This window comes from Krasilnikovia cinnamomea, from assembly GCF_004217545.1.
Lineage (GTDB): Bacteria > Actinomycetota > Actinomycetes > Mycobacteriales > Micromonosporaceae > Actinoplanes > Actinoplanes cinnamomeus.
This window is the reverse complement of record NZ_SHKY01000001.1, coordinates 3,626,230-3,648,274: the sequence shown is the minus strand read 5'-3', so window position 1 is coordinate 3,648,274 and position 22,045 is coordinate 3,626,230. Positions and strand designations below refer to the sequence as shown.

The window sequence follows — 22,045 nt, the reverse complement described above, 5'->3', positions numbered from 1 at the left end:
TCACACCTCCTCGTCTGGTGTGTCGTCGGGTGTCTCGGTGGTGCCGCCGCCCACAGTGGCGGGCTCGCGCTCGGCCACCGCGCGGCGGGCGCGCGGGCTGGGTGGCACCTGCAGGTCCAGCGGAGGTACGGGGAAACTGCCCGGTGGCCGCGCGGCCAGCTGCTCCTCCAGCGACTTCACCGGCTCCTTGCGCCCGGACGGCCAGAACACCGCCACCAGCACCACCGCGATGACGACACCGCCGATGATCAGCCACTTGTTCCGGTCCGAGGTCTCGTTGTTGAGCACCCGCACCCCGGCGAGGAACAGGATCCAGACCAGGTTGACCGGGATGAGGATCTTCCAGCCGAAGCGCATGAACTGGTCGTAGCGCAGCCGGGGCAGGGTGGCCCGCAGCCAGATGAAGCCGAACAGCAGGATCAGGACCTTGAGCAGCCACCAGATCAGCGCGAACCAGCCGGAGTTGGCGTCGGACCAGAACGCGGTGATCGGCCACGGGGCCCGCCAGCCGCCCAGGAACAGCGTCGTGCACAGCGCCGAGACGGTGATCATGTTGATGTACTCGGCGAGGAAGAACAGCGCGAACTTGAACGACGAGTACTCCGTGTGGAAGCCGCCGACCAGCTCGGACTCGGCCTCGGGCAGGTCGAACGGGGCCCGGTTGGTCTCACCGACCGCGGAGATCGCGTAGATGATGAAGCTCGGCAGCAGCAGCACCGCGTACCAGCTCGGCGGGGTCGGGTGCCAGCCGAGGATGTCGATCGAGGACTGCTCGTTGCCCGCCTGCGCCTTGACGATCTGCGAGGTGGACATCGTGCCCGCGGTCATGAACACCGCCACGATGGACAACCCCATCGCGACCTCGTACGAGATCATCTGGGCGCTGGAGCGCAGCCCGCCCAGCAGCGGGTACGTCGAGCCCGACGCCCAGCCGGCCAGCACCACGCCGTACACGGCCATCGAGGAGCAGGCGAGCAGCACCAGCACGGAGACCGGCACGTCGGTGAGCTGCAGCGCGGTCTGGTGCCCGAAGATCGACACCACCGGGCCGAAGGGGATCACCGCGAACGCGGTGAACGCGGTCGTCGCCGAGATCACCGGGGCGATGAAGTACACCACCTTGTCCGCGGTGATCGGGATGATCTCCTCCTTGAACGGCAACTTGATGCCGTCCGAGAGGCTCTGCAACCAGCCCTTGGGGCCGACCTGGTTGGGGCCCGGCCGGACCGCCATCCGGGCCACGACCTTGCGCTCGTAGTTGATCGTGAAAAGCGTCAGCAGCAGCAGGATGACGAAGACCCCGAGCAGCTTGATGAGCACGATCCACCAGACGTCGTTCTCGAACGTCTGCAGGGTGGGATCCTGCGCCTCGGCGAGGATCATCACGGCGTTACCCCCTTCTTGCTGACCTCGGGGGAGGCGAGCAGGTTGCTCTCGGCGGCCGAGGCGTGCGGGGCCTCGGCCAGCAGCGGGCCAGCCACCCCGGCACTCAGCCGGACCACGGCACCCGAGCTCGCGCCCAGGCTGCGGCGGACCGTGCTGCCCGGCGAGTTCGCGGGCAGCCACACCACGCCTTCGGGCATCTCGGTGATCGCCGTCTGCAGGCTGATCGCGCCGGAGACCGTACTGACCGTCAGCGGGTCGCCGTCGGCGACGCCGAGCGCCTCGGCCGTACCCTTCGCGATCCGCGCCACCGGCGGACGCGCGGTCCCGGCCAGGACCTCGTCGCCGTCGAGCAGGCGGCCCAGGTCGATGAGCTGATGCCAGGTGGCCAGCACGGCCTGCCCGGCGCCCGGCTCCAGCGGTGCGCCCGGTTCCACGGTGGGCGCGGCCTGCGGCGCCGAGGTGTTGGCCCGCATCCCGCCCAGTTCGCGGCGGATCGCGTTCACGTCACCGGTGCCCAGCGTGACCTCCAGCAGGGCGGCGATCGCCTCCAGCGCCCGCCCGTCGGTCATGGCGCCGGTCTTCAGCACCGCCTGGAAGGTGCGCAGCCGCCCCTCCCAGTCCATGTAGGTGCCGGGCTTCTCGACCGGCGGGGCCACCGGCAGCACCACGTCGGCGCGGCGGGTCACCGCACTGTGCCGCAGCTCCAGGCTCACCAGGAACGGCACCGCGTCGAGGGCCTGCTCGGCCAGGCGCGGATCGGCCAGGTCGGCCGGGTCCACCCCGGCGACCAGCAGGCCGCCCAACTCCCCGGCCGCGGCGGCGGCCACGATCGCGGAAGTGTCGCGGCCCACCGCGGCGGGCAGTGTCTCGACCGGCACGTCCCAGGCGGCCGCCAGGTCGGCGCGCCCCCCGGCGTCGGTGACCGGACGTCCGCCGGGCAGGAGGTTCGGCAGGCAGCCCGTGTCGACCGCACCCCGGTCGCCCGCGCGCCGCGGCACCCAGGCCAGCCGGGCACCGGTACGGGCGGCCAGCGCGGCGGCGGCCGAGAGGCCACCGGGCACCTCCGCGAGCCGCTCGCCCACGATCAGCAGCGCCCCCTCGGCGGCCAGGGCCGCGGCGATCGCCGGGTCGCCGGCCAGCAGCCGCGCCTCGGCGCCGGGCACCGCCTCGACCAGCGTGGCGCCGAGCTTCTCGAAGCCGCGCGTCAGGAACGGCGCCACCGCCACCACGGCGAGCTTCTTGTGCGTGTACGTCTTGCGCAGCCGCAGGAAGAGGATCGGGCACTCCTCCTCCGGCTCCAGCCCGACGATCACCACCGACGGGGCCTTCTCCACGTCGGCGTAGCTGACGTCGCTGACCCCGGCCACGCTCGCGGCCAGGAAGTCGGCCTCCTCGCCGTTCGCGCCGACCGGGCGGGCCCGGAAGTCGATGTCGTTGGTGCCCAGGGCCACCCGCGCGAACTTCGCGTACGCGTACGCGTCCTCGACGGTCAGGCGGCCACCCGTGAGCACGCCGACGCCGCGGGCGCGGGCGGCCCGCAGACCCTCGGCCGCCGCGTACAGCGCCTCACTCCACGAGGCCTCGCGCAGCTCGCCGGTGGCGGCGTCGCGCACGTACGGGGTGGTGATCCGGTCGGCCGCCGTGTCGTACCGGAAGCCCCACCGGCCCTTGTCGCAGTTCCACTCCTCGTTCACCGCCGGGTCGTCACCGGCAAGGCGGCGCAGCACCTTGCCGCGCCGGTGGTCGGCGCGCATCGCGCAGCCCGCCGAGCAGTGCTCGCACACCGTCGGTGTGGACACCAGGTCGAACGGCCGGGCCCGGAACCGGTACTGCTGGCCGGTCAGCGCGCCCACCGGGCAGATCTGCACGGTGTTACCGGAGAAGTACGAGTTGAACGGCACGTCCCCGGAGTCCTCGCCCGCGTCGCCACTGCCGTCGGCGTCCGCGCCGAAGAAGTCGTCCCGGTACACGTTGATCTGCTGGCCGGAGGAGCGGTCCATCAGGTCGATGAACTTGTCCCCCGCGATCTCCTCGGAGAACCGGGTGCACCGCTGGCACAGCACGCACCGTTCCCGGTCCAGCAGCACCTGGCTGGAGATGTGGATCGGCTTCTCGAACGTGCGCTTCTCCTCGGCGAAGCGCGAGTCGGACCGGCCGGTGGACAGCGCCTGGTTCTGCAGGGGGCACTCGCCCCCCTTGTCGCAGGTCGGGCAGTCCAGCGGGTGGTTGATGAGCAGCAGCTCCATCACCCCGGCCTGGGCCTTCTTCGCGACCGGCGAGGTGAGCTGGGTCTTGACCACCATGCCCTCGGCGACCGTCTGGGTGCACGAGGCGACCGGCTTGCGCTGACCCTCCACCTCGACCAGGCACTGGCGGCACGCCCCGGCGGGGGCCAGCAGCGGGTGGTCGCAGAACCGGGGGATCTCGATGCCCATCCGCTCCGCGACCCGGATGACCAGCTCGCCCTTGGCGGCCGTCACCTCGACCCCGTCGACGGTCAGCGTGACGGTGTCGGTCGGCTTGGCAACGTCCGTCATCAGTGCGCTCCTACCAGGGTCTTCTCGGACAGCCGGGGGGCCGTCCGACCCTCGATGTAGTCGAGGTAGTCCTGCTTGAAGTACTGCAGTGAGGAGGTCACCGAGCTGGTCGCGCCGTCGCCCAGGCCGCAGAACGAGCGGCCGAGGATGTTGTCGCAGGTGTCCAGCAGCGTGTCCAGGTCCTCGTGGGTGCCCTGACCGGCCAGGATCCGCCGGTAGGTCCGGACCATCCAGTAGTTGCCCTCGCGGCACGGGGTGCACTTGCCGCACGACTCGTGGTGGTAGAACTCCAGCCACCGGTACGTGGCGTACACCGGGCAGTCCTGATCGGAGAAGATCTGGACGGCCGTGGTGCCCAGGATGGACCCGGCCGCCGCGACGCTCTCGAAGTCCATCGGCACGTCGATGTGCTCCGCGGTGAGCAGCGGGGTGGAGGAGCCGCCCGGGGTCCAGAACTTGAGCTGGTGCCCCTCCTTCATGCCGCCCGCCAGCTCGATCAGCTCGCGCAGGGTGATGCCCAGGCCGCACTCGTACTGGCCGGGGTTGGTGATCCGGCCGGACAGGGAGTAGATCATCGGGCCGGACGACTTCTCCGTGCCCATGCTCTTCCACCACTCCGCGCCACCGAGCACGATGTAGGGCACGCTGGAGATCGTGCCCACGTTGTTCACCACGGTGGGGCTGGCGTACAGGCCGGCGACCGCGGGGAACGGGGGCCGCAGCCGGGGCTGGCCCCGGAAGCCCTCCAGCGAGTCGAGCAGCGCGGTCTCCTCGCCGCAGATGTACGCCCCGGCGCCCGAGTGCACCACCAGTTCCAGGTCGAACCCGGTGCCGAGGATGTTCTTGCCGAGGTAGCCCTTGACGTACGCCTCGCGCACGGCGTTACGCAGCCGCCGGGCCGCGTGCACCGCCTCACCGCGGATGTAGATGTAGGCCCGGTTGGCCCGGATCGCGTACGAGGCGATGATGCAGCCCTCGACCAGCGAGTGCGGGTCGTATGTCATCAGCGGCAGATCCTTGCAGGTGCCCGGCTCGCCCTCGTCGGCGTTCACCACCAGGTAGTGCGGCTTGCCGTCGCCCTGCGGGATGAAGCCCCACTTGAGGCCGGTGGGGAAGCCCGCACCGCCCCGGCCGCGCAGCCCGGAGTCCTTCATGAGCTGGATCAGATCGTCGGGGTGCACCGCGAGGGCCTTGCGCAGGGCCGCGTAGCCGTCGAGCCGCTCGTAGACGTCGATCTTCCAGGCGTCCGGCGACAGCCAGCGCTTGGTGAGGACCGGGGTGAGCTTCTCCAGGACTTCGCGGGAAGGCTCGGTCACTGCTCTGCCTCCTCAGCGGCGGTGTTGGTGCCCTCGGCGGCCTTGCGCAGATTGCTCCGCTGCGGTTCGGGGTTGTCCCCGGCGGGCTTGGCGTCGCTGGCCGGGGCGTTGGCGTCGGGAGCCGCCGCGTCGGTGGCCTGCGGGTCGGAGGCCTGCGGGTCCGGGGCCTTGGCGCGGGTTCGCGTGGTGGACGCGCGCCGGGCGGCCGGCTTGTCGCCGGTCGCTGCCTTGTCGGCCGGGGCTGCCTTGCCGGCCGGCGCTGCCTTCTCAGCAGCCGCGGCCTTCGCTGCGGGGGCCGGCTTGGCGGGTGCCGTCGGCTGACCGGGGGCGGGCTTGGTGGTCGGGATCGGCGTGTCGGGGTCGAAGTTGCGGACCGCGATGCCGTTCTTCTGCGCCAGCGTGACCCCGCGCAGCGTCGGCGCCCCGGCCGGGCCGTCGGCGACCGCGCCGTCGCGCGGATCGGCGAACCCGGCGAGTTGGATCGCCATCTCCTTGAGGGAGCACAGCCGGGCCCCTCGGGTGGGCGCCGGACGCTCCCCCGCACGCAGCCCGTCGACGAGGTCGATCGCGCCCTGCGGAGTGACGTTGTCGTAGAAGTCGTAGTTGACCGTCACCACCGGGGCGTAGTCGCAGGCGGCGAGGCACTCCGCGTGCTCCAGCGTGACCCGGCCGTCCGCAGTGGTCTCGTCGTGGCCGACGCCGAGATGCTCGGCGAGTTCGTCGTACACCTCCTGGCCGCCCATGACGTTGCACAGCGTGTTGGTGCAGACGCTGACCAGGTACTCGCCGGTGGGCCGGCGCTTGTACATGGTGTAGAAGGTCGCGACCGCGCCGACCTGGGCCTTGTTGATGCCCAGCACCTCGGCGCAGAACGCCACCCCGGCCGGGCTGACGTAACCCTCCTGCGACTGCACGAGGTGCAGCAGCGGCAGCAGCGCGGACCGTTCCCGGCCCGCCGGGTAGCGGGCCAGGATCTCGCGCGCCCGGGCCAGGAGCTGCTCCGCGAGCGGCGCGGCGGCCGGGGAGAACTCCACCGTGCGATCAGACATTTAGCGGTCACACCCACCCATCACCGGGTCGAGGGAGGCGCCGCCGGCGATCACGTCGGCCAGCAGGGCGCCCTCGGCCATCGCGGGGATGGCCTGGAGATTCACGAAGCTCGGGTCGCGGTAGTGCACCCGGTACGGGCGGCTGCTGCCGTCGGAGACCGCATGCACGCCGAGCTCGCCGCGCGGGTGCTCGATGCCGACGTACACCTGGCCGGGCGGGACCCGGAAGCCCTCGGTCACGAGCTTGAAGTGGTGGATCAGCGACTCCATCGACTGACCCATGATCTTGGCGACGTGTTCGAGCGAGTTGCCGAGGCCGTCGACGCCGAGCGCGAGCTGCGCGGGCCAGGCGATCTTGCGGTCCTCGACCATGATCCGGCCGGGCTTCAACCGGTCCAGGGTCTGCTCGATGATCTTCAGCGACTCCCGGATCTCCGCCATCCGCACCAGGTAGCGGCCCCACACGTCGCCCGTGGTCGCCGTCGGCACGTCGAACTCGTAGTTCTCGTACCCGCAGTACGGCATCGTCTTGCGCAGGTCCCAGGCGAGGCCCGCCGAGCGCAGCACCGGACCGGTGATGCCCAGGGAGAGACAGCCGGTCACGTCGAGCACCGCGACGCCCTGCGTGCGCTTGTGCCAGACGTACTGGCCGGAGAGCAGCTTCTCGTACTCCTTGAGCTTCTTCGGCAGGTACTTGAGGAAGTCGCGGATCTTGGTGATCGCCGCTTCCGGTACGTCCTGCGAGAGGCCCCCGGGCCGGATGTACGCGTTGTTCATCCGCAGGCCGGAGGCCTCCTCGAAGATGTCGAGGATGTACTCGCGCTCGCGGAAGCCGTACAGCATCATCGAGATCGCGCCGAGCTCCATGCCCGTGGTGGCGATCCACACCAGGTGCGAGGCGATCCGCTGGAGTTCCATGAACATCACGCGGATGGTGTTCGCCCGCTCCGGGATCTCGTCCGTGATGCCCAGCAGCTTCTCGACCGCGAGGCAGTACCCGGCCTCGTTGAACATGTTGGACAGGTAGTCCATGCGGGTCACGAACGTGACCCCCTGGGTCCAGTTGCGGTACTCCAGGTTCTTCTCGATGCCGGTGTGCAGGTACCCGATGACCGGGCGGCACTCGGTGACCGTCTCGCCCTCGAGCTCCAGCACCAGCCGCAGCACCCCGTGGGTGGAGGGGTGCTGCGGGCCCATGTTGACGACGATCTTCTCGTTGCTGAGCGGATCGATGCCCTCGGTGATGGTGTCCCAGTCGCCGCCGGTGACCGTGAAGACGCGGCCTTCGGTGGTCTCCCGCTCGGCCGCGTACGCCTGCTCACCCGTTGTAGGAGTGCTCATTGGTAGACCCTCCGCTGGTCTGGAGGAGGAATTTCGGCGCCCTTGTACTCGACGGGCACGCCGCCGAGCGGGTAGTCCTTGCGCTGCGGGTGGCCCTCCCAGTCGTCCGGCATGAGGATCCGGGTGAGGCCGGGATGACCGGCGAAGACGACACCGAACATGTCGTACGTCTCCCGCTCCTGCCAGTCGGCGGTGGGGTACACACCGGTGACGGACGGGACCGACACCCCCTCGGCCACGGCCACCTCCAGGCGTACCCGCCGCCGGTAGGTCATCGAGGTGAGCTGGTAGGCGATGTGGAACCGCCGCTCGTCGCTGCCCAGGTAGTCCACGCCGTCCACTGACGAGCACAGCTCGAAGCGCAGCGCCTCGTCGTCGCGCATCACCTGGCACACCTCGGCGATGTTCTCCGCCTTGATGTGCAGGGTCAGCTCGCCCCGGTCGACGATCACCTTCTCGATCGCGTCCGCGAAGCCCGGGTACGCCTCCTCCAGCGCGTCGTGCACCTCGTCGAAGTACCCGCCGAACGGCCGGGGGGTGTCCTCGAGGCTGGGCGTACGCCGGACCAGGCCGCCGAAGCCGGAGGTGTCACCCGAGCCGCGCACCCCGAACATGCCGCGCTTGACCGCCCGGGGGTAGTCGGCGGGTGCACCGGCGGCCGCGCCGACCGGCGGGGCGGCCACGGGCACCCCGGCGCCGGGCTGCTCGGTGGGCCGGTTCCGCTCGATCGCCGGTTCCTGGCCCTTGGTGCTGTCGGACGTCACTTGCGGCCCTCCCCTCGCATGTGCGGCTGCAGCTTCATCCAGTTCTCGATGCGCAGCTGCTCCTCGCGGCCCTCCTTGACCGCCTGGATCCACTCGTCGCGCCGCTTGGGATCGGCCCGGTACGAGGACGGCATGGCGCCGGGGGCGACCACCGGCAGCTTGCCCTCGGCCCGGCGGGCCTCCAGCATCTTGCGGCCGTTGGGGCCGAGCGGGGCGGCCATGACCTTCTCGCGCATCTTCAGGATCGCGTCGATCAGCATCTCCGGCCGGGGCGGACAGCCCGGCAGGTAGATGTCGACCGGGATGATGTGGTCGACGCCCTGCACGATCGCGTAGTTGTTGAACATGCCGCCGGACGAGGCGCAGACCCCCATCGAGATCACCGAACGGGGCTCGGGCATCTGGTCGTAGATCTGGCGCACGACCGGGGCCATCTTCTGGCTCACCCGGCCCGCGACGATCATCAGGTCGGCCTGGCGGGGCGAGGCGCGGAACACCTCCATGCCCCAGCGGCCCAGGTCGTAGTGCGGGCCACCGGAGGCCATCATCTCGATGGCGCAGCAGGCCAGGCCGAAGGTGGCGCCCCAGAACGACGACTTGCGGGCCCAGTTGGAGAGCTTCTCCACCGAGGTGAGCAGGATGCCGCTCGGCAGCTTCTCTTCGATTCCCATTGGTTATCAGTCCCAGTTCAGGCCGCCACGCCGCCACACGTACGTGTAGGCGATGAAGACGGCGACGATGAACAGGACCATCTCGACGAACCCGAACAGTCCCAGCGCCTCGAAGGACACTGCCCAGGGGTAGAGGAAGATGGTCTCGATGTCGAAGATGATGAACAGCATCGCGGTCAGATAGAACTTGATCGGGAAGCGGCCGCCGCCGATCGGCTGGGGCGCGGGCTCGATGCCGCATTCGTACGCTTCCAGCTTGGCGCGGTTGTATCTCTTCGGGCCCACGATGGGCGCCACCGAGACCGAGAACAGGGCGAAGAGCGCGCCGAGGATCAGCAGCCCGACGATCGGTACGTAGGGGTTGAGCGTCATACCGTCTCCTGCTCGACTGTTAGCCGCTTCACACTATTAATCCCGTTCTGCCCGCCTGCGACCGGGGTACCCGAAATGGCCATGTCAAACCGTCGGGGCGACTTTGGTGAGGCCGTTGATGATGCGGTCCATGGCGTCGCCGCCGCGCGGGTCGGTCAGGTTCGCCAGCAGCTTGAGGACGAAGCGCATCAGCGTGGGATGCGGCATCCCGTGCTTCGTGGCGATCCGCATGATCTGCGGATTACCGATCAGCTTCACGAACATCCCGCCGAGCCGGTAATACCCACCGAAGCGCAGCTTGAGCTCCGTCGGGTACGCCTGCAGCGCCCGCTCCCGGTCGGCACCCGCCGAGCGGGCCTGCGCCTGCACCGCCACCTCGGCGGCCAGCTCGCCGGACTCCATCGCGTACGCGATGCCCTCGCCGTTCATGGGGTTCACCATGCCGCCCGAGTCGCCGACGAGCATGACGCCACGCGTGTAGTGCGGCACCCGGTTGAAACCCATGGGCAACGCGGCGCCCAGCACCGGCCCTTCGGCGTGCTCCTCGCCGCGCATGCCCCACTCCGGCGGGGTGGTGCCCAGCCAGTCGGTCAGCATGGCCCGGTAGTTGGTCTTGCCGAACGCGCTGGAGGAGTTCAGGATGCCGAGGCCGACGTTGACCCGGCCGTCGCCGAGCCCGAAGATCCAGCCGTACCCCGGCAGCAGGACGTCGGAGTTCTGCGCGCTGCGAAGCTCCAGCCAGGACTCCAGATAGTCATCATCCGCCCGAACGGGTGACCGGTAGTAGCGCCGTACCGCCACACCGAGTGGGCGGTCGTCGCGTTTGGCCAGTCCCATGGCGAGCGGCAGCTTGCCGGACACGCCGTCCGCCGCGATGATCAGCGGCGCCCGATACTGGACGGGTTCCCTGCCGGGGCCGGCCTTGGCGGTGACCCCGATCGCGTGGCCGTCGTCGTCGAGCACCGGCCCGGTGACGTTGACGCTGGTCCGCAGCAGGGCGCCGGCCTCGACCGCGCGCCTGGCCAGCATGTCGTCGAAGTCCAGTCGCGTGCGGACCAGCCCGTAGCTGGGGAAGCTGGCCAGCTCCGGCCAGTCCAGTTCGAGGCGTACGCCGCCGCCGATCACCCGCAGGCCCTTGTTCTGCAGCCAGCCGGCCTTTTCGGAGGTGTCGATGCCCATCCGGATCAACTGCCGGGTGGCGCGCGGGGTGAGCCCGTCGCCGCAGACCTTCTCCCGGGGGAACTCGGTCTTCTCCAGCAGCAGGACGCGCAGGCCGTGCCGCGCCATGTGGTACGCCGCCGCGGACCCACCGGGCCCGGCACCGACCACGATCACGTCCGCCTCGTCGGCGATGGTTCCTGCCGCGGCCACGTGCTCGTTCACGGCTCACCCTCCGTTCTCGCGCGGGCTAGTGAAACAGTTCACAAGCCAGCCCAGGTCGGAGTCTAGGACTGCCATCGAAGCGGATAGGGGTTAGGGGTACCTAACCGTTCCGGGGCGACGACATCGTCGGTGCGGCACCGCTCCCGCCGTGCCTCAGCGTGCTCGTCGGGGTGTCCATCTTGCTCTTCGTGTCGCCGGGCGGTTCGCCGTCCGTCGTGGCCTCCTCCGCTCGGCGCGGTTCACCGCCCGTCGCGGTTTCCGCCTCGCCACGGGGTGCGCCGTCCGTTGTGGCGCCCGGTGCGGCCGCAGCGAGGGCGCGGTCGGCCGCGTGCCGGGCGGCGCCGTCCAGGTGCTCCCGAAACGTACCGCCCATCGCGCGGTCGAGGGCCACAATCAGCTGATCCACCAGATCCTGGGCCAGCTCGGGATCGGTCGCGGCCACCGTGCGGATCCGGGTGGCCAGTTCGTGTGCCCGGCGCTCCCCCTCGTCCTGCTCGTCGATGGCGAGGTCGATCTCGGTGTCGACGCCGAAGGAGTCGACCGGATGACTGGACATGGTCATACCATCGAGCTAATCACCCAAACCGCCCATAAGAGGCGTGATTGGCAAAATCCCGCCAGCCGTGGCGTGGAACCTCGGCGCCGCTCGATCTTACGAGGCTAGATCTTGGTGGCGCGGTGCAGCGCCACGATGCCGCCGGTCAGATTCCGCCAGCCGACCCGCGACCACGGACCGGCCTCCAGCATCCGCGCGGCCAGGCCCTGCTGGTCCGGCCAGGCGCGGATCGACTCGGCCAGATAGACGTACGCGTCGGGATTGCTCGACACGGCGCGCGCCACCGCCGGCAGGCTGCGCATCAGATACGACAGGTACGCGGTACGGAACGCCGCGTTGGTCGGGTGGCTGAACTCGCACACCACCAGCCGGCCCCCCGGCCGGACCACCCGGGCCAGCTCGCGCAGCGCCGCGCCGGTGTCCACCACGTTGCGCAGGGCGAAGGAGATCGTCACCGCGTCGAAGGCGTCGTCGGGGAAGGGCAGCGCCAGCGCGTCGCCGGCCACCAGCGGAACCCGCGGGCGGCTCCGGCGCCCCGCCGCCAGCATCCCCACCGAGAGGTCCGCGCCGACGGCCCACGCCCCCGAGCGCGCCATCTCCTCGGTGGACACGCCGGTACCCGCGCCGACGTCCAGCACCCGCTCGCCCGGCCGCAGGCCCAGCGCCGCCCGGGTCGCCCGGCGCCACCCCCGGTCCTGGCCGAACGACAGGATCGTGTTGGTCAGGTCGTACCGCTCGGCCACGCCGTCGAACATCTCGGCGACCTCGTGCGGCTGCTTGTCCAGATCTGCGCGCGTCACGGTTGCCCACTCTGCCACCGCCACGCACAGCGCGGGCGGGATGGTGACCCATCCCGCCCGCGCCTGGTGCGTTATATATACGACCGCCATCGGTCGGGTCCGACCCCGCCGCCGGCGGTCAGATGCCGTGGCGACGTTCAGTGTTGCGGTGTTACGCAGGCACCGTAACCAGGGGGTACGCAAGGGAACAGACGGACGACGCGTCTGTTACCGAGGAGCAATCCGCTCCTGTGCGGACCGCCGACCGGCACCTGACCGAACGGCCGGGCGACTCCGACGGACAGGGGATACCGTCAGCTCGCCTCGACCAGCGGCAGGGTCCGCCGGGCCCCGCCACCGGGCAGGGCGATCGAGGAGAAGTGCGACACGACCCGCTCGTCGGTGGGGTCCTCGGCCGCGGTGTGGTGCACGGCCAGGTGCCGGTACAGGGTGTCGCGCTGGGCCGGGACCCGGTCGGCCGTACGGATCATCGAGATCAGTTCGTGCAGGTTGGACCGGTGCCGGGCGCCCGCCGAGGAGATGACGTTCTCCTCCAGCATGATCGACCCCAGGTCGTCCACACCCATGTGCAGGCAGAGCTGGCCGACGTCCTTGCCCGTGGTCAGCCAGGACGCCTGCAGGTGCGCCACGTTGTCGAAGAAGAGCCGGGACACCGCGACGAACCGCAGGTACTCCAGTGTGGTGGCCTGCGTCCGGCCCTTGAGGTGGTTGTTCTCCGGCTGGTAGGTCCACGGGATGAAGGCCCGGAACCCGCCGACCTCGTGGGACTGCTCGACCGGCGCGTCGACATAGCCGTTCGCCACGGCGAGGTCCTGCACCTCGCGGATCATCCGAATGTGCTCGATGCGCTCGGCGTTGGTCTCCCCCGTACCCATCATCATGGTGGCCGTGGAACTCAGGCCGTGCCGGTGCGCGACCGCCATGACCTCCAGCCAGCGCGCCCCGGACTCCTTGAGCGGCGCGATCGCCTTGCGCGGCCGGTCCGGCAGCATCTCCGCGCCCGCGCCCGCGATGGAGTCCAGGCCCGCGGCCTTGATCCGGACGACCGCCTCGGAGATGGAGACGCCGGAGACCTTGGCCATGTGCAGGATCTCGCTGGGCCCGATCGAGTGGATCGCCAGCCGCGGGTACGCCCGCTTGACCGAGGAGAACAGCTCCTCGTAGTACTCGACGCCGTAGTCGGGGTGGTGGCCGCCCTGCAGCATCACCTGGGTGGCGCCCAGCTCGACCGCCTCGCCGCACCGGCGCAGGATCTCCTCCATCGGGTGCGACCAGCCCTCGGCGTGCTTCGGCGCCCGGTAGAAGGCACAGAACTTGCAGGCCGTGACGCACACGTTGGTGTAGTTGATGTTGCGATCGATCAGGTACGTGACGATGCCGTCCGGGAAGCGCCGGCGCCGGACCGCGTCCGCCGCCTCGCCCAGCGCGTGCAAGGGCGCCTCGGTGTAGAGCAGCAGCGCTTCCTCGGGGGTGATCCGCCCGCCGTCCGCGCCGCGCTGCAGGATGCTGTCGATCTCCGGGTTCGCCGTCACGCCTCGAAGCGTACGTGCCCCGGTGGAAAGCGTCAGCGGCACCGGTCACCGCCGGGAGCCCGCGACCGGGGGTCACGCCCGGCTTCGTGTCGGATCGGGTCGTTAGTCTCGGTGGATCCCCATCAGGAACGGAGGCGGCGTGCTGCTCGTCCATGGCACCTGGGTCACCGGAGCGGCCGGCGGGCTCGCCGTGTGGGGCGAGAGCCTGGAGCTCGGATCACCACCGCGCTCGCGGTCCCGCCATCGGGCCCACCCGTTCGCCGTGCCCCCGGAGGCGCTGCGCGCCACCTTGCTCAACGCCGACCCGCAGGACGCCGAGCCGCAGGACGGCGACCCATCCGAGAGCACCGACAGCGCCCTTCGGGACGTCCTGGCCAAGGCGGCCGACGCGGAACTGGCCCTGCTGCTGCCCGGGACGACACGCGCGCCGCTGCCCTCCCCCGAGACCGGTGCCGAACCGTCCCGGCGCGGCGTCCGGCTCGGGTCGTGGGCGACGCCCGGGGTGCTGCTGCCGCCGGACGCCGCGCTGGCCGCACTCGCCGCGCTCACCGACCCCGACCCGGACGGGCCGTGGGCCCCGGCCGCCTCGCTGCGCTATCTCAGCCTGCTGGCGGGCCACGCGTGCGACCTGGCGCAACGCGGCCGGATGCTCCCCCAACTGGTCACCGAGGCGGGTGTACCGGCGGCGCGCTGGCGGCCCGTGCAGACGGGCGCGGACGCGGCGGCGTACCGCGATTTCGGGGCCGCGATGCCGCCGGTGTGCCGGGCCGCCGAGCCGGACGCCGGGGTGGGCCCGACGCTGGCGGCCGCGCTGGACGCGCTGGTCGACGCGGCGGCGCGGGCCCTGCTGCCGGAACGCCTGCTGCAGGGCCACCGGCCGGGCGCCCGCGCGCCGCTGGCCGACCGGTGGGCGGTGGCGCTCACCGCGGCCGACCCGAGCCTGCCCGGCGCGCCGCCCGCCGAGGTGAGCGCGCTGGAGCGGGCGCTGACCGCGTGGCTGCGCGCGGCGCACGACGCCAACGGTCCCATCCGGGTCAGCTTCCGCCTGGTCGAGCCGCTGCCCGGCCACGACGAGTGGCGGCTGGAGTTCGCGCTGCAGTCCGCCGAGGACCCGAGCCTGTACCTGCCCGCCGAGGAGCTGTGGGCCGGTGGACAGTTGCCGGGGCTGCCGCCGCGCCCGGACGAGACGCTGCTGGCCGGGCTCGGGCGGGGCGTCCGGCTCTACCCGGCGTTGCACGAGGCCCTGCAGGTGCCGCGCCCCGACGCGATGACACTGGACACGGCGGGCGCCCACGACTTCCTGCGCCAGGCGGCGCCGTTGCTGCAGGCGGCCGGGTTCGGGGTGCAGCTGCCCGCCTGGGCGGGACGCAAGGCGGTCGGCCTGAAACTCACCACCCGCAGCCGCAAGGGCACCGCCCAGAAGGCGGTGGCCGACTCCGGCTTCGGCCTCGACCAGCTCGTCGACTTCCGGCTCGACCTGGTCGTGGGCGACGCGACGGTCGACGCCGCCGAGCTGGCCGAGCTCGCCCGCCTCAAGGTGCCGCTGGTCCGGGTCCGCGGGCAGTGGGTGGAGCTGGACGAACGCCAGCTGCGCGCGGCGCTGAAGGCGGTCGGCGGGCGCCGGGAGGGCGAGCTCACCGCCGGGGAGGTGCTCCGGCAGGTCGTCGACGGCGGCGACGAGGACCTGCCCCTGGTCGAGGTGGACGCCGACGGGATGCTGGGCGACCTGCTCTCCGGGCGGGCCGCGGAGCGGCTGTCGCCGGTGCCGACACCGCCCGGCTTCCAGGGGCGGCTGCGGCCGTACCAGGAGCGCGGGTTGTCGTGGCTGCACTTCCTGGCCCGGCTGGGGCTGGGCGGGATCCTCGCGGACGACATGGGCCTGGGCAAGACCGCGCAGACGCTGTCGCTGCTGCTGGCGGAGCGCGACACCGGTGCGGTCGCGCCGACGCTGCTGATCTGCCCGATGTCGCTGGTCAGCAACTGGCAGAAGGAGGCGGCACGGTTCGCCCCCGGCCTGCGGGTGTACGTCCACCACGGCGGGGGCCGGGCGCGCGGCGACGACCTGCCCGCCCGGATCGCCGACGCGGACCTGGTCGTCACGACATACGGGACGGCGCTGCGGGATCTGGGCGCATTGCGCGACACGGCGTGGGGCCGGGTGGTCTGCGACGAGGCGCAGGCCATCAAGAACAGCGGGACCCGGCAGGCGCAGGCGGTCCGGGCGATCCCGGCCGCCACCCGGCTCGCCCTGACCGGCACCCCGGTGGAGAACCATCTCGCCGAACTCTGGTCGATCATGGAGTTCTGCAACCCCGGCCTGCTCGGCACGGCGAAACGGTTCCGGCGGCGTTTCCAGGAGCCGATCGAGGTACGCCAGGACGCCGACGCCACGGCCGCGCTCAAGCGGGCCACCGGCCCGTTCGTGCTGCGCCGCCTGAAGACCGACAAGTCGATCATCTCCGACCTGCCGGAGAAGAACGAGATGAAGGTCTGGTGCACCCTCACCCCGGAACAGGCGACGCTGTACCAGGCGGTGGTCGAGGACATGATGGCCGTCATCGCCGACTCCGAGGGCATCCAGCGGCGCGGCAACGTGCTGGCCGCGATGATGAAACTCAAGCAGGTCTGCAACCATCCCGCCCACCTGCTCAAGGACGGCTCCCGGCTGCCCGGCCGCTCCGGGAAGCTGGCCCTGCTGGAGGAGCTGGCGTCCGAGCTCGTCGCCGACGGCGACAAGGCACTGGTCTTCACGCAGTTCGCCGAGTTCGGGGCGCTGCTGCAGCCGTACCTGGCGGCGCATCTCGACCGGCCGGTGCTCTGGCTGCACGGCGGCTTGTCCAAGGCCCGGCGCGACGAGCTGGTGGACCGCTTCCAGTCCGACCCGGAGCCGATGCTGTTCCTGCTGTCGCTCAAGGCGGCCGGCACCGGCCTCAACCTCACCGCGGCCAACCACGTCATCCACGTCGACCGCTGGTGGAACCCGGCGGTGGAGGACCAGGCGACGGACCGGGCGTTCCGGATCGGACAGTCGCGCAACGTCCAGGTGCGCAAGTTCATCTGCACCGGCACCCTGGAGGAGAAGATCGACGCGATGATCGAGCGGAAGAAGACCCTCGCCGCGGCGGTCGTGGGCACGGGCGAGGACTGGATCACCGATTTGAGTACGGAACAGCTGCGCGAGCTGTTCGCGCTGGACCCGGCGGCGGTGGGCTGACGTGCCGGTCGATCCGCAGGGCCGCTTCTACGAGGCCGCCAAACCCATCGAGGTCGACGGCGGCATCGCCGTACGCGCCAAGCGGGGCGCGATCGGGGAGCGGTGGTGGTCGCGGCGCTTCGTCGACATCCTGGAGCAGATCTGCCAGCCGGGTCGGCTCGCGCGCGGCCGCTCGTACGCGCGCAAGGGTCAGGTCATGGACTTCACCCTCGCCGCCGGGCAGGTGACCGCCCGGGTGCAGGGCTCGCGCCCCGAGCCGTACGCGGTGACGATCACGATCGGCGCGTACGACGACGCCGAGTGGGGCCGCGTCGAGGACGAGCTGCGCTCCCGCGCGCTGTACCGCGCGGCGTTGCTGGCGGGCGAGATGCCGCACGAGATCATCGACGTCTTCGCCGAGCTCGGCCTGCCGCTGTTCCCGGCGGCGCTGGACCTGCGCTGCTCCTGCCCGGACTGGGCGGTCCCGTGCAAGCACGCCTCCGCGGTGCTGTACGTGCTGGCCGAGGCGTTCGACGACGACCCGTTCGGAGTGCTGGCGTGGCGTGGCCGCAGCCGCGACGCGCTGCTCGACGCGCTGCGCGGAATGCCGGAGCCGCCGCCACCGCCGGACCAGCTGGCGGTGGTGGAGGAGCCGCTGGCGGACCGGCTCACGAACTTCTACTCCCCCGGCATCTCGCTGAGCCGCCTGCGTGAGCGGCCGGCCCGGGTGGCCGCGCCACCTGAACTGCTGTTGCGGGCGCTGGACCCGCCGCCGATCCGGGTGCGGCACATCCCGTTGCTCGACCTGCTCCGTCCGGCCTACCGGGGCCTGGGGGGCACGCCCGAGACACGGGACCAGCCAGCGGCCGGGGCACCGGACCAGCAGGGGGCGGCGCCGACGACCCGGCCGGGTCGCGGGCGCCGCCCGTCGCCGAAGCGGTAGCGGCTCAGCCCTGGTGCCCGTTGCCGTTTCAGTTGCTGATCAGGCTGGCGCCGCCCGCGCCGAACGGCGTGAGGATGATCGCCGCCGAGCGCGGGTCCCCGTCATGCACCAGGGACTCGAAGTTGCCGACGTCGTCGAACGGGAACGCGTACGCCTTGCCGTCGGCCATGTTCGCGTGGATGATCCGCGCGTACTGGTTGGTGGGGTTGCTCCGGTAGAAGTCGGCGGCGTTGAGGCTGGGCTGGATGTCGATGGTGCCGAGGGTGCCCCGGTTCAACGCCGCGCAGAGGGTCCGCGAGATCGGCCCGACGACCAGGTCGTTCGGGGCCGGCAGGTCACCGGCGCAGCCCCACACGCTCGCGCTGCTCGGCCGGTTGAACGACGCCACCCGCTGGCCCGCGGTGTTGGTGAAGTTCATGACGGTGCCGGAGGTGCGGCCGTAGTACTTCGTGTTCGGCTGGTCCGCGAACGGCACCACGGTCAGCGTCCTGCCCGTGTACGCGTTCCACGCCGAGGCGATGTAGGAGTCCAGGTAGTTCGCGCTGAGCAGCCCGGCACCGGCGGCCTTGCCCGGGGCGAGGACCCGCAGCACGGTGCCGTCGGAGCGGGTGTACACCGAGCCCGCCCAGCCGGACTGCGCCCTGATCGAGTTGATCACGGTGTTGCGGCCGTTGTCGACCAGCGCCCCGGTGCGCCGGGTGACGCTGTTGGCGCCGGTCACCGAGACCGCGTGTGGCACCGCGAACATGTCGACCTGTGAGCTGTTGAGCCACAGACCGGCGTCGTTGTAGGTGAACTCGCTCCAGTCGAACAGGATGTTCTGGTTCGGGTCGCCGGCCGCCCACGGCGCGGGCTGCACGAGGCCGTCCGGGGTGAGGAAGAACTTCAGCTTCTCGCCGAGGGAGAAGTAGACCCGGCCGGAGAACCCGCGCGGGAACTGGACCGTGGTGCTGCCGCCGTTGCCGGGGCCGCCGATCGCGACGTCCGGGGCCGGTGACGGGGGGATCTGACCGGCGGGCCACGGGGTGAACGCGCCGCTGCGGTTCACGTACCCGAGCCGGTTGGTGCTCAGGTTGATGCCGAGGACGTACAGGTAGACCGCGTCACCGCGGCCCGTGTTGTTGGTGACCGTGACCGGCAGCAGGGCCGGGCCGACGGCCGAGGCCGGTGCCGGGGTGATCGCGGCGGTGACCGGGACGGTCACCGCGAGCGCGGCCAGGGCGTGCAGGAGCCGTTTACGGGTGTGCACGGGGACTCCTCGGGGCGTGGGGATGAGGGGGAACCTGCGCTGGGGGAGAGCGCTCTCCTAGGATCTGAATTGTTAACAGGACATGTCAATAGAGAACGGCAGATGTCTTGCCGGCGTGCGTCCCGGAAGGGCGGAGCGGGCCACGGCATAGGCTCACGGCATGAGCGACATGACCTACCGGCGGCTCGGCGACTCCGGGCTCGTGGTGTCCGTTGTGGGCATCGGCTGCAACAACTTCGGCCGCAAGCTGGACGCCGACGGCACCCGCGCGGTGGTCGACGCGGCGATCGACGCCGGGATCACGCTGTTCGACACGGCCGACATCTACGGCACGCCGCACGGCAGCTCGGAGGAGTGCCTCGGCGCCGCGCTCAAGGGCCGCCGCGACGACGTGGTGGTCGCCACCAAGTTCGGCATGGACATGGAGGGCATGAACGGCGCGGACCGGGGTGTGCGCGGGTCACGCGCGTACATCGTCCGCGCGGTGGAGGCGTCGCTGCGGCGGCTCGACACCGACTACATCGACCTCTACCAGTTCCACACCCCGGACGAGGGCACCCCCATCGATGAGACGCTGTCCGCACTGGACGATCTGGTCAAGTCGGGCAAAGTACGCTACATCGGCAACTCGAACTTCCACGGCTGGCAGATCGCGGACGCCGACTGGACCGCGCGTACCGGCGGTCTGGCCCGCTTCGTCAGCGCGCAGAACCAGTACAGCCTGCTGCACCGCGACGTGGAGGTCGAGGTCGTGGCCGCCTGCGAGCAGTTCGGGCTGGGCCTGCTGCCGTTCTTCCCGCTCGACAGCGGCCTGCTCAGCGGCAAGTACCGGCGCGGCGAACAGCCCGCCGAGGGCACCCGGCTCTCCCTGGAGCGGTACCGGAGCTGGCTCGACGGCGCGCCGTGGGACCTCATCGAGACCCTGGAGGCGTTCGGGCACGTACGCGGGCACAGCCTGCTCGACGTCGCCATCGCCGGCCTGGCCGCCCGTCCGGCGGTGGCCAGCGTGATCGCGGGCGCGACGACACCCGACCAGGTACGCGCCAACGCGGCCGCCGGCTCCTGGCAACTCAGCGTCGAGGATGTCGCGGCACTCGACGACATCCTGTCCTGACCGATCCGGCCACCACCTGCGCCGAATGCGGGCGCGCCGGCGACGACCGACCATCACAGAACGTCATGGCCGTCCGGACGGCGATCGGGCCGAGGTGGCCGAGTCCCGGAGGATGAACAGGGGGCACACAGAGGGACGCCGAACTGGCACACTGGCGGGTAATCGTCACGCCATGATCTATTTGGATGCCCTTTGCCTGCCGTCGCCGCCGCCCGCCAAGCCGGGAACGGTTCGCCACAAGGGACGGTCACTTCGCCAGTAATTGCCCGAATTGCGAGATCGGGGCGTTTCCTTCGGCGACACCTCGGCTTGTGGATCGTCCTCGGCGGGGCGCTCACGCTGCGTGCGATGTTCCTGGCCGCGTACCCGCATGCGTTCTTCTTCCCCGACAGCCGGCCGTACGTGGCCGCGGCGGCCGACGGCATTCCCTACACCGTGCGCCCGTACGGATACTCCCTGCTGCTGAAGCCGTTCATCCACCCCTTCGCCGAGCTGGCGTCGGTGGCCCTCACGCAGCACCTGGCCGCCGTCGCGCTGATCGTCGCGGGATACGCCTTCCTGGCGCGCCGGGGCGTCCGGCCGTGGCTGGCCGCGCTCGCGGTCGTCCCGCTCGCCCTCGATGCCCGCCAGGTGACGCTGGAGCACTACATCCTCGCGGAGACCACGTTCGTGGTGCTCACGGTCGCCGGGCTGATGGCGCTCGCCTGGCGCGAGCGGATCGGCGCGGTCGGCGCCGCACTCGGCGGTGTACTGCTGGCGTCGGCCGCGGTCACCCGCACCGTCGGCCTGCCCGTCCTCGCGCTCGCGGTGCTTTACCTGCTCGTGCGCCGCTGCGGCTGGGCGCGGCTGGGTGCCTTCCTGCTCCCGGTCGGGCTGATCCTCGGCGGCTACCTGGTCTGGTATCACCAGACCTGGCAGGTCTACGCGTTCGGCCAGTACCAGGGCCGCTTCCTCTACGCCCGGGTCATGCCCATCGCCGACTGCGACCGGCTCCAGCTCACCCCGCAGCAGCGCACCCTGTGCATGCCCGACGCACCGGCGTTCTGGACGCACCGGCCGGACATGTACATCTGGAGTTCCATCAGCCCCGCGCGCAGCCACTACCCGCTCGAGGCTGACGATCCGTTCCTGGGCGAGTTCGCGAAAACCGTGATCAGCCAGGAGCCGGGCGCCTACCTGCGGATGATCGGCACGGAGATCGGATGGCACCTGGCGCCCGGGGCGCCCCTCGACGGGTCCGCGCGGTGCCTCGCCGACCTGTGGCTGCCGCCCGGCAAACCGGGAGTGTCCTGCAGCGCCGGGTACTACCTCCCCGCCGCGCCGCCACTGTGGATCCCGCCCACGACGGTCCCCGCGCCCAACCCCCTGGGCGAGAAGCTCCAGCGGTACGGCGACTACGCCACCACACCCGGCCCGTTCTATGCCGTCGGGGTCGTGCTCGCGCTGGTCGCCGCCCTGTGGCGCCCGCGCCGCGCGGGCTGGCGTACCGCCGCCGACGCGCTGCTGCTGGTCGGCGCGGGCTTCGGCACGCTGGTGCTCTCGGTCGCCACCAGCATGTTCGACTACCGGTACGCGGTACCGGCGGTCACCCTGATCCCCCTCGGCGCGGCGCTCGCCGTCACCCGGATCGCGGCCGTCGCCCGCTCCCGCCGACCGGAACCAGCCACCCCGGCACCACCACTTGCCCTGCCGTCGGTCCCGGCCCTGCAGCCTGCTCCCGCCCTGCAGCCTGCTCCCGCCCTGCCGTCAGCGCCCGCCCTGCCGTCAGCGCCCGCATCGCTGTCGCGTCAGCCCACCGCCGCGTCGAAAATCGCCATTTCCCCTGAAAGCAGTCACTGA

At 71.2% G+C, this 22,045-nt stretch carries 17 protein-coding genes; 4 read left to right on the top strand and 13 right to left on the bottom strand.

The features are described from left to right. The 12 genes from nuoH to mqnC all read right to left on the bottom strand — a co-directional run bounded on the left by nuoH (position 1) and on the right by mqnC (position 13,707). Positions 1-1,383 (bottom strand): NADH-quinone oxidoreductase subunit NuoH, encoded by a 1,383-nt coding sequence (gene nuoH, locus EV385_RS16490; protein WP_130513358.1) that lies wholly within the window; start codon positions 1,381-1,383, stop codon positions 1-3. Continuing rightward, positions 1,383-3,923 carry an NADH-quinone oxidoreductase subunit G gene (locus EV385_RS16485; RefSeq protein ID WP_130510262.1) on the bottom strand — a complete coding sequence of 847 codons (2,541 nt, stop codon included), beginning with the start codon at positions 3,921-3,923 and terminating at the stop codon, positions 1,383-1,385. Before EV385_RS16485 ends, nuoH begins: the two co-directional genes overlap by 1 nt. Continuing rightward, entirely contained in the window at positions 3,923-5,239 is a 1,317-nt protein-coding gene (gene nuoF / locus EV385_RS16480) for an NADH-quinone oxidoreductase subunit NuoF (RefSeq protein WP_130510261.1), read from the bottom strand. The genes EV385_RS16485 and nuoF overlap by 1 nt, the downstream gene beginning before the upstream one ends. Next, positions 5,236-6,288 (bottom strand): NADH-quinone oxidoreductase subunit NuoE, encoded by a 1,053-nt coding sequence (gene nuoE / locus EV385_RS16475; protein ID WP_130510260.1) that lies wholly within the window; start codon positions 6,286-6,288, stop codon positions 5,236-5,238. The genes nuoF and nuoE overlap by 4 nt, the downstream gene beginning before the upstream one ends. Next, positions 6,289-7,629, bottom strand: a complete 1,341-nt coding sequence (locus EV385_RS16470; RefSeq protein WP_130510259.1) for an NADH-quinone oxidoreductase subunit D — start codon at positions 7,627-7,629, stop codon at positions 6,289-6,291. Then, complete coding sequence (locus EV385_RS16465; RefSeq protein WP_130513357.1) at positions 7,626-8,357, bottom strand: NADH-quinone oxidoreductase subunit C; 732 nt, start codon at positions 8,355-8,357, stop codon at positions 7,626-7,628. Before EV385_RS16465 ends, EV385_RS16470 begins: the two co-directional genes overlap by 4 nt. A 32-nt stretch (positions 8,358-8,389) precedes the next feature. Then, positions 8,390-9,064, bottom strand: a complete 675-nt coding sequence (locus EV385_RS16460; protein ID WP_130510258.1) for a NuoB/complex I 20 kDa subunit family protein — start codon at positions 9,062-9,064, stop codon at positions 8,390-8,392. A gap of 6 nt (positions 9,065-9,070) precedes the next feature. Next, the gene (locus tag EV385_RS16455; protein ID WP_130510257.1) at positions 9,071-9,436 is read right to left on the bottom strand and encodes an NADH-quinone oxidoreductase subunit A; all 366 of its coding nucleotides are present in this window, start codon (positions 9,434-9,436) and stop codon (positions 9,071-9,073) included. Positions 9,437-9,520: 84 nt separating this feature from the next. Further along, entirely contained in the window at positions 9,521-10,819 is a 1,299-nt protein-coding gene (locus EV385_RS16450; RefSeq protein WP_242624916.1) for a geranylgeranyl reductase family protein, read from the bottom strand. 100 nt (positions 10,820-10,919) lie between these two features. Then, positions 10,920-11,375 (bottom strand): hypothetical protein, encoded by a 456-nt coding sequence (locus EV385_RS35115; protein ID WP_242624915.1) that lies wholly within the window; start codon positions 11,373-11,375, stop codon positions 10,920-10,922. Positions 11,376-11,479: 104 nt separating this feature from the next. Next, positions 11,480-12,175 carry a demethylmenaquinone methyltransferase gene (locus EV385_RS16440; protein WP_278044988.1) on the bottom strand — a complete coding sequence of 232 codons (696 nt, stop codon included), beginning with the start codon at positions 12,173-12,175 and terminating at the stop codon, positions 11,480-11,482. Positions 12,176-12,468: 293 nt separating this feature from the next. After that, positions 12,469-13,707 carry a cyclic dehypoxanthinyl futalosine synthase gene (gene mqnC / locus EV385_RS16435; protein ID WP_130510255.1) on the bottom strand — a complete coding sequence of 413 codons (1,239 nt, stop codon included), beginning with the start codon at positions 13,705-13,707 and terminating at the stop codon, positions 12,469-12,471. A 139-nt stretch (positions 13,708-13,846) separates the two neighbouring features. Here mqnC and EV385_RS16430 point away from each other — a divergent pair, with 139 nt between their 5' ends. Together EV385_RS16430 and EV385_RS35695 are read left to right on the top strand one after the other, a co-directional pair. Beyond that, entirely contained in the window at positions 13,847-16,921 is a 3,075-nt protein-coding gene (locus EV385_RS16430; RefSeq protein ID WP_130510254.1) for a DEAD/DEAH box helicase, read from the top strand. A 1-nt stretch (position 16,922) separates the two neighbouring features. After that, a complete protein-coding gene (locus EV385_RS35695; protein WP_130510253.1) occupies positions 16,923-17,843 on the top strand; it encodes an SWIM zinc finger family protein in 921 nt (306 codons plus the stop codon). 28 nt (positions 17,844-17,871) lie between these two features. Here EV385_RS35695 and EV385_RS16420 read toward each other — a convergent pair whose 3' ends face one another. Beyond that, positions 17,872-19,092, bottom strand: a complete 1,221-nt coding sequence (locus tag EV385_RS16420) for a beta-1,3-glucanase family protein (protein WP_207229848.1) — start codon at positions 19,090-19,092, stop codon at positions 17,872-17,874. A 160-nt stretch (positions 19,093-19,252) separates the two neighbouring features. Here EV385_RS16420 and EV385_RS16415 point away from each other — a divergent pair, with 160 nt between their 5' ends. Both EV385_RS16415 and EV385_RS16410 read left to right on the top strand, forming a co-directional pair. Then, positions 19,253-20,206, top strand: a complete 954-nt coding sequence (locus tag EV385_RS16415; RefSeq protein WP_242624914.1) for an aldo/keto reductase — start codon at positions 19,253-19,255, stop codon at positions 20,204-20,206. 348 nt (positions 20,207-20,554) lie between these two features. Then, entirely contained in the window at positions 20,555-22,045 is a 1,491-nt protein-coding gene (locus tag EV385_RS16410) for a phospholipid carrier-dependent glycosyltransferase (RefSeq protein ID WP_130510252.1), read from the top strand.

Coding starts and splice junctions, on each gene's coding strand:
- nuoH (WP_130513358.1), bottom strand. CDS start 1,383: ATGATCCTCGCCGAGGCGCAGGATCCCACCCTGCAGACGTTCGAGAAC.
- EV385_RS16485 (WP_130510262.1), bottom strand. CDS start 3,923: ATGACGGACGTTGCCAAGCCGACCGACACCGTCACGCTGACCGTCGAC.
- nuoE (WP_130510260.1), bottom strand. CDS start 6,288: ATGTCTGATCGCACGGTGGAGTTCTCCCCGGCCGCCGCGCCGCTCGCG.
- EV385_RS16470 (WP_130510259.1), bottom strand. CDS start 7,629: ATGAGCACTCCTACAACGGGTGAGCAGGCGTACGCGGCCGAGCGGGAG.
- EV385_RS16460 (WP_130510258.1), bottom strand. CDS start 9,064: ATGGGAATCGAAGAGAAGCTGCCGAGCGGCATCCTGCTCACCTCGGTG.
- EV385_RS16455 (WP_130510257.1), bottom strand. CDS start 9,436: ATGACGCTCAACCCCTACGTACCGATCGTCGGGCTGCTGATCCTCGGC.
- EV385_RS35115 (WP_242624915.1), bottom strand. CDS start 11,375: ATGTCCAGTCATCCGGTCGACTCCTTCGGCGTCGACACCGAGATCGAC.
- EV385_RS16415 (WP_242624914.1), top strand. CDS start 19,253: ATGAGCGACATGACCTACCGGCGGCTCGGCGACTCCGGGCTCGTGGTG.
- EV385_RS16410 (WP_130510252.1), top strand. CDS start 20,555: ATGTTCCTGGCCGCGTACCCGCATGCGTTCTTCTTCCCCGACAGCCGG.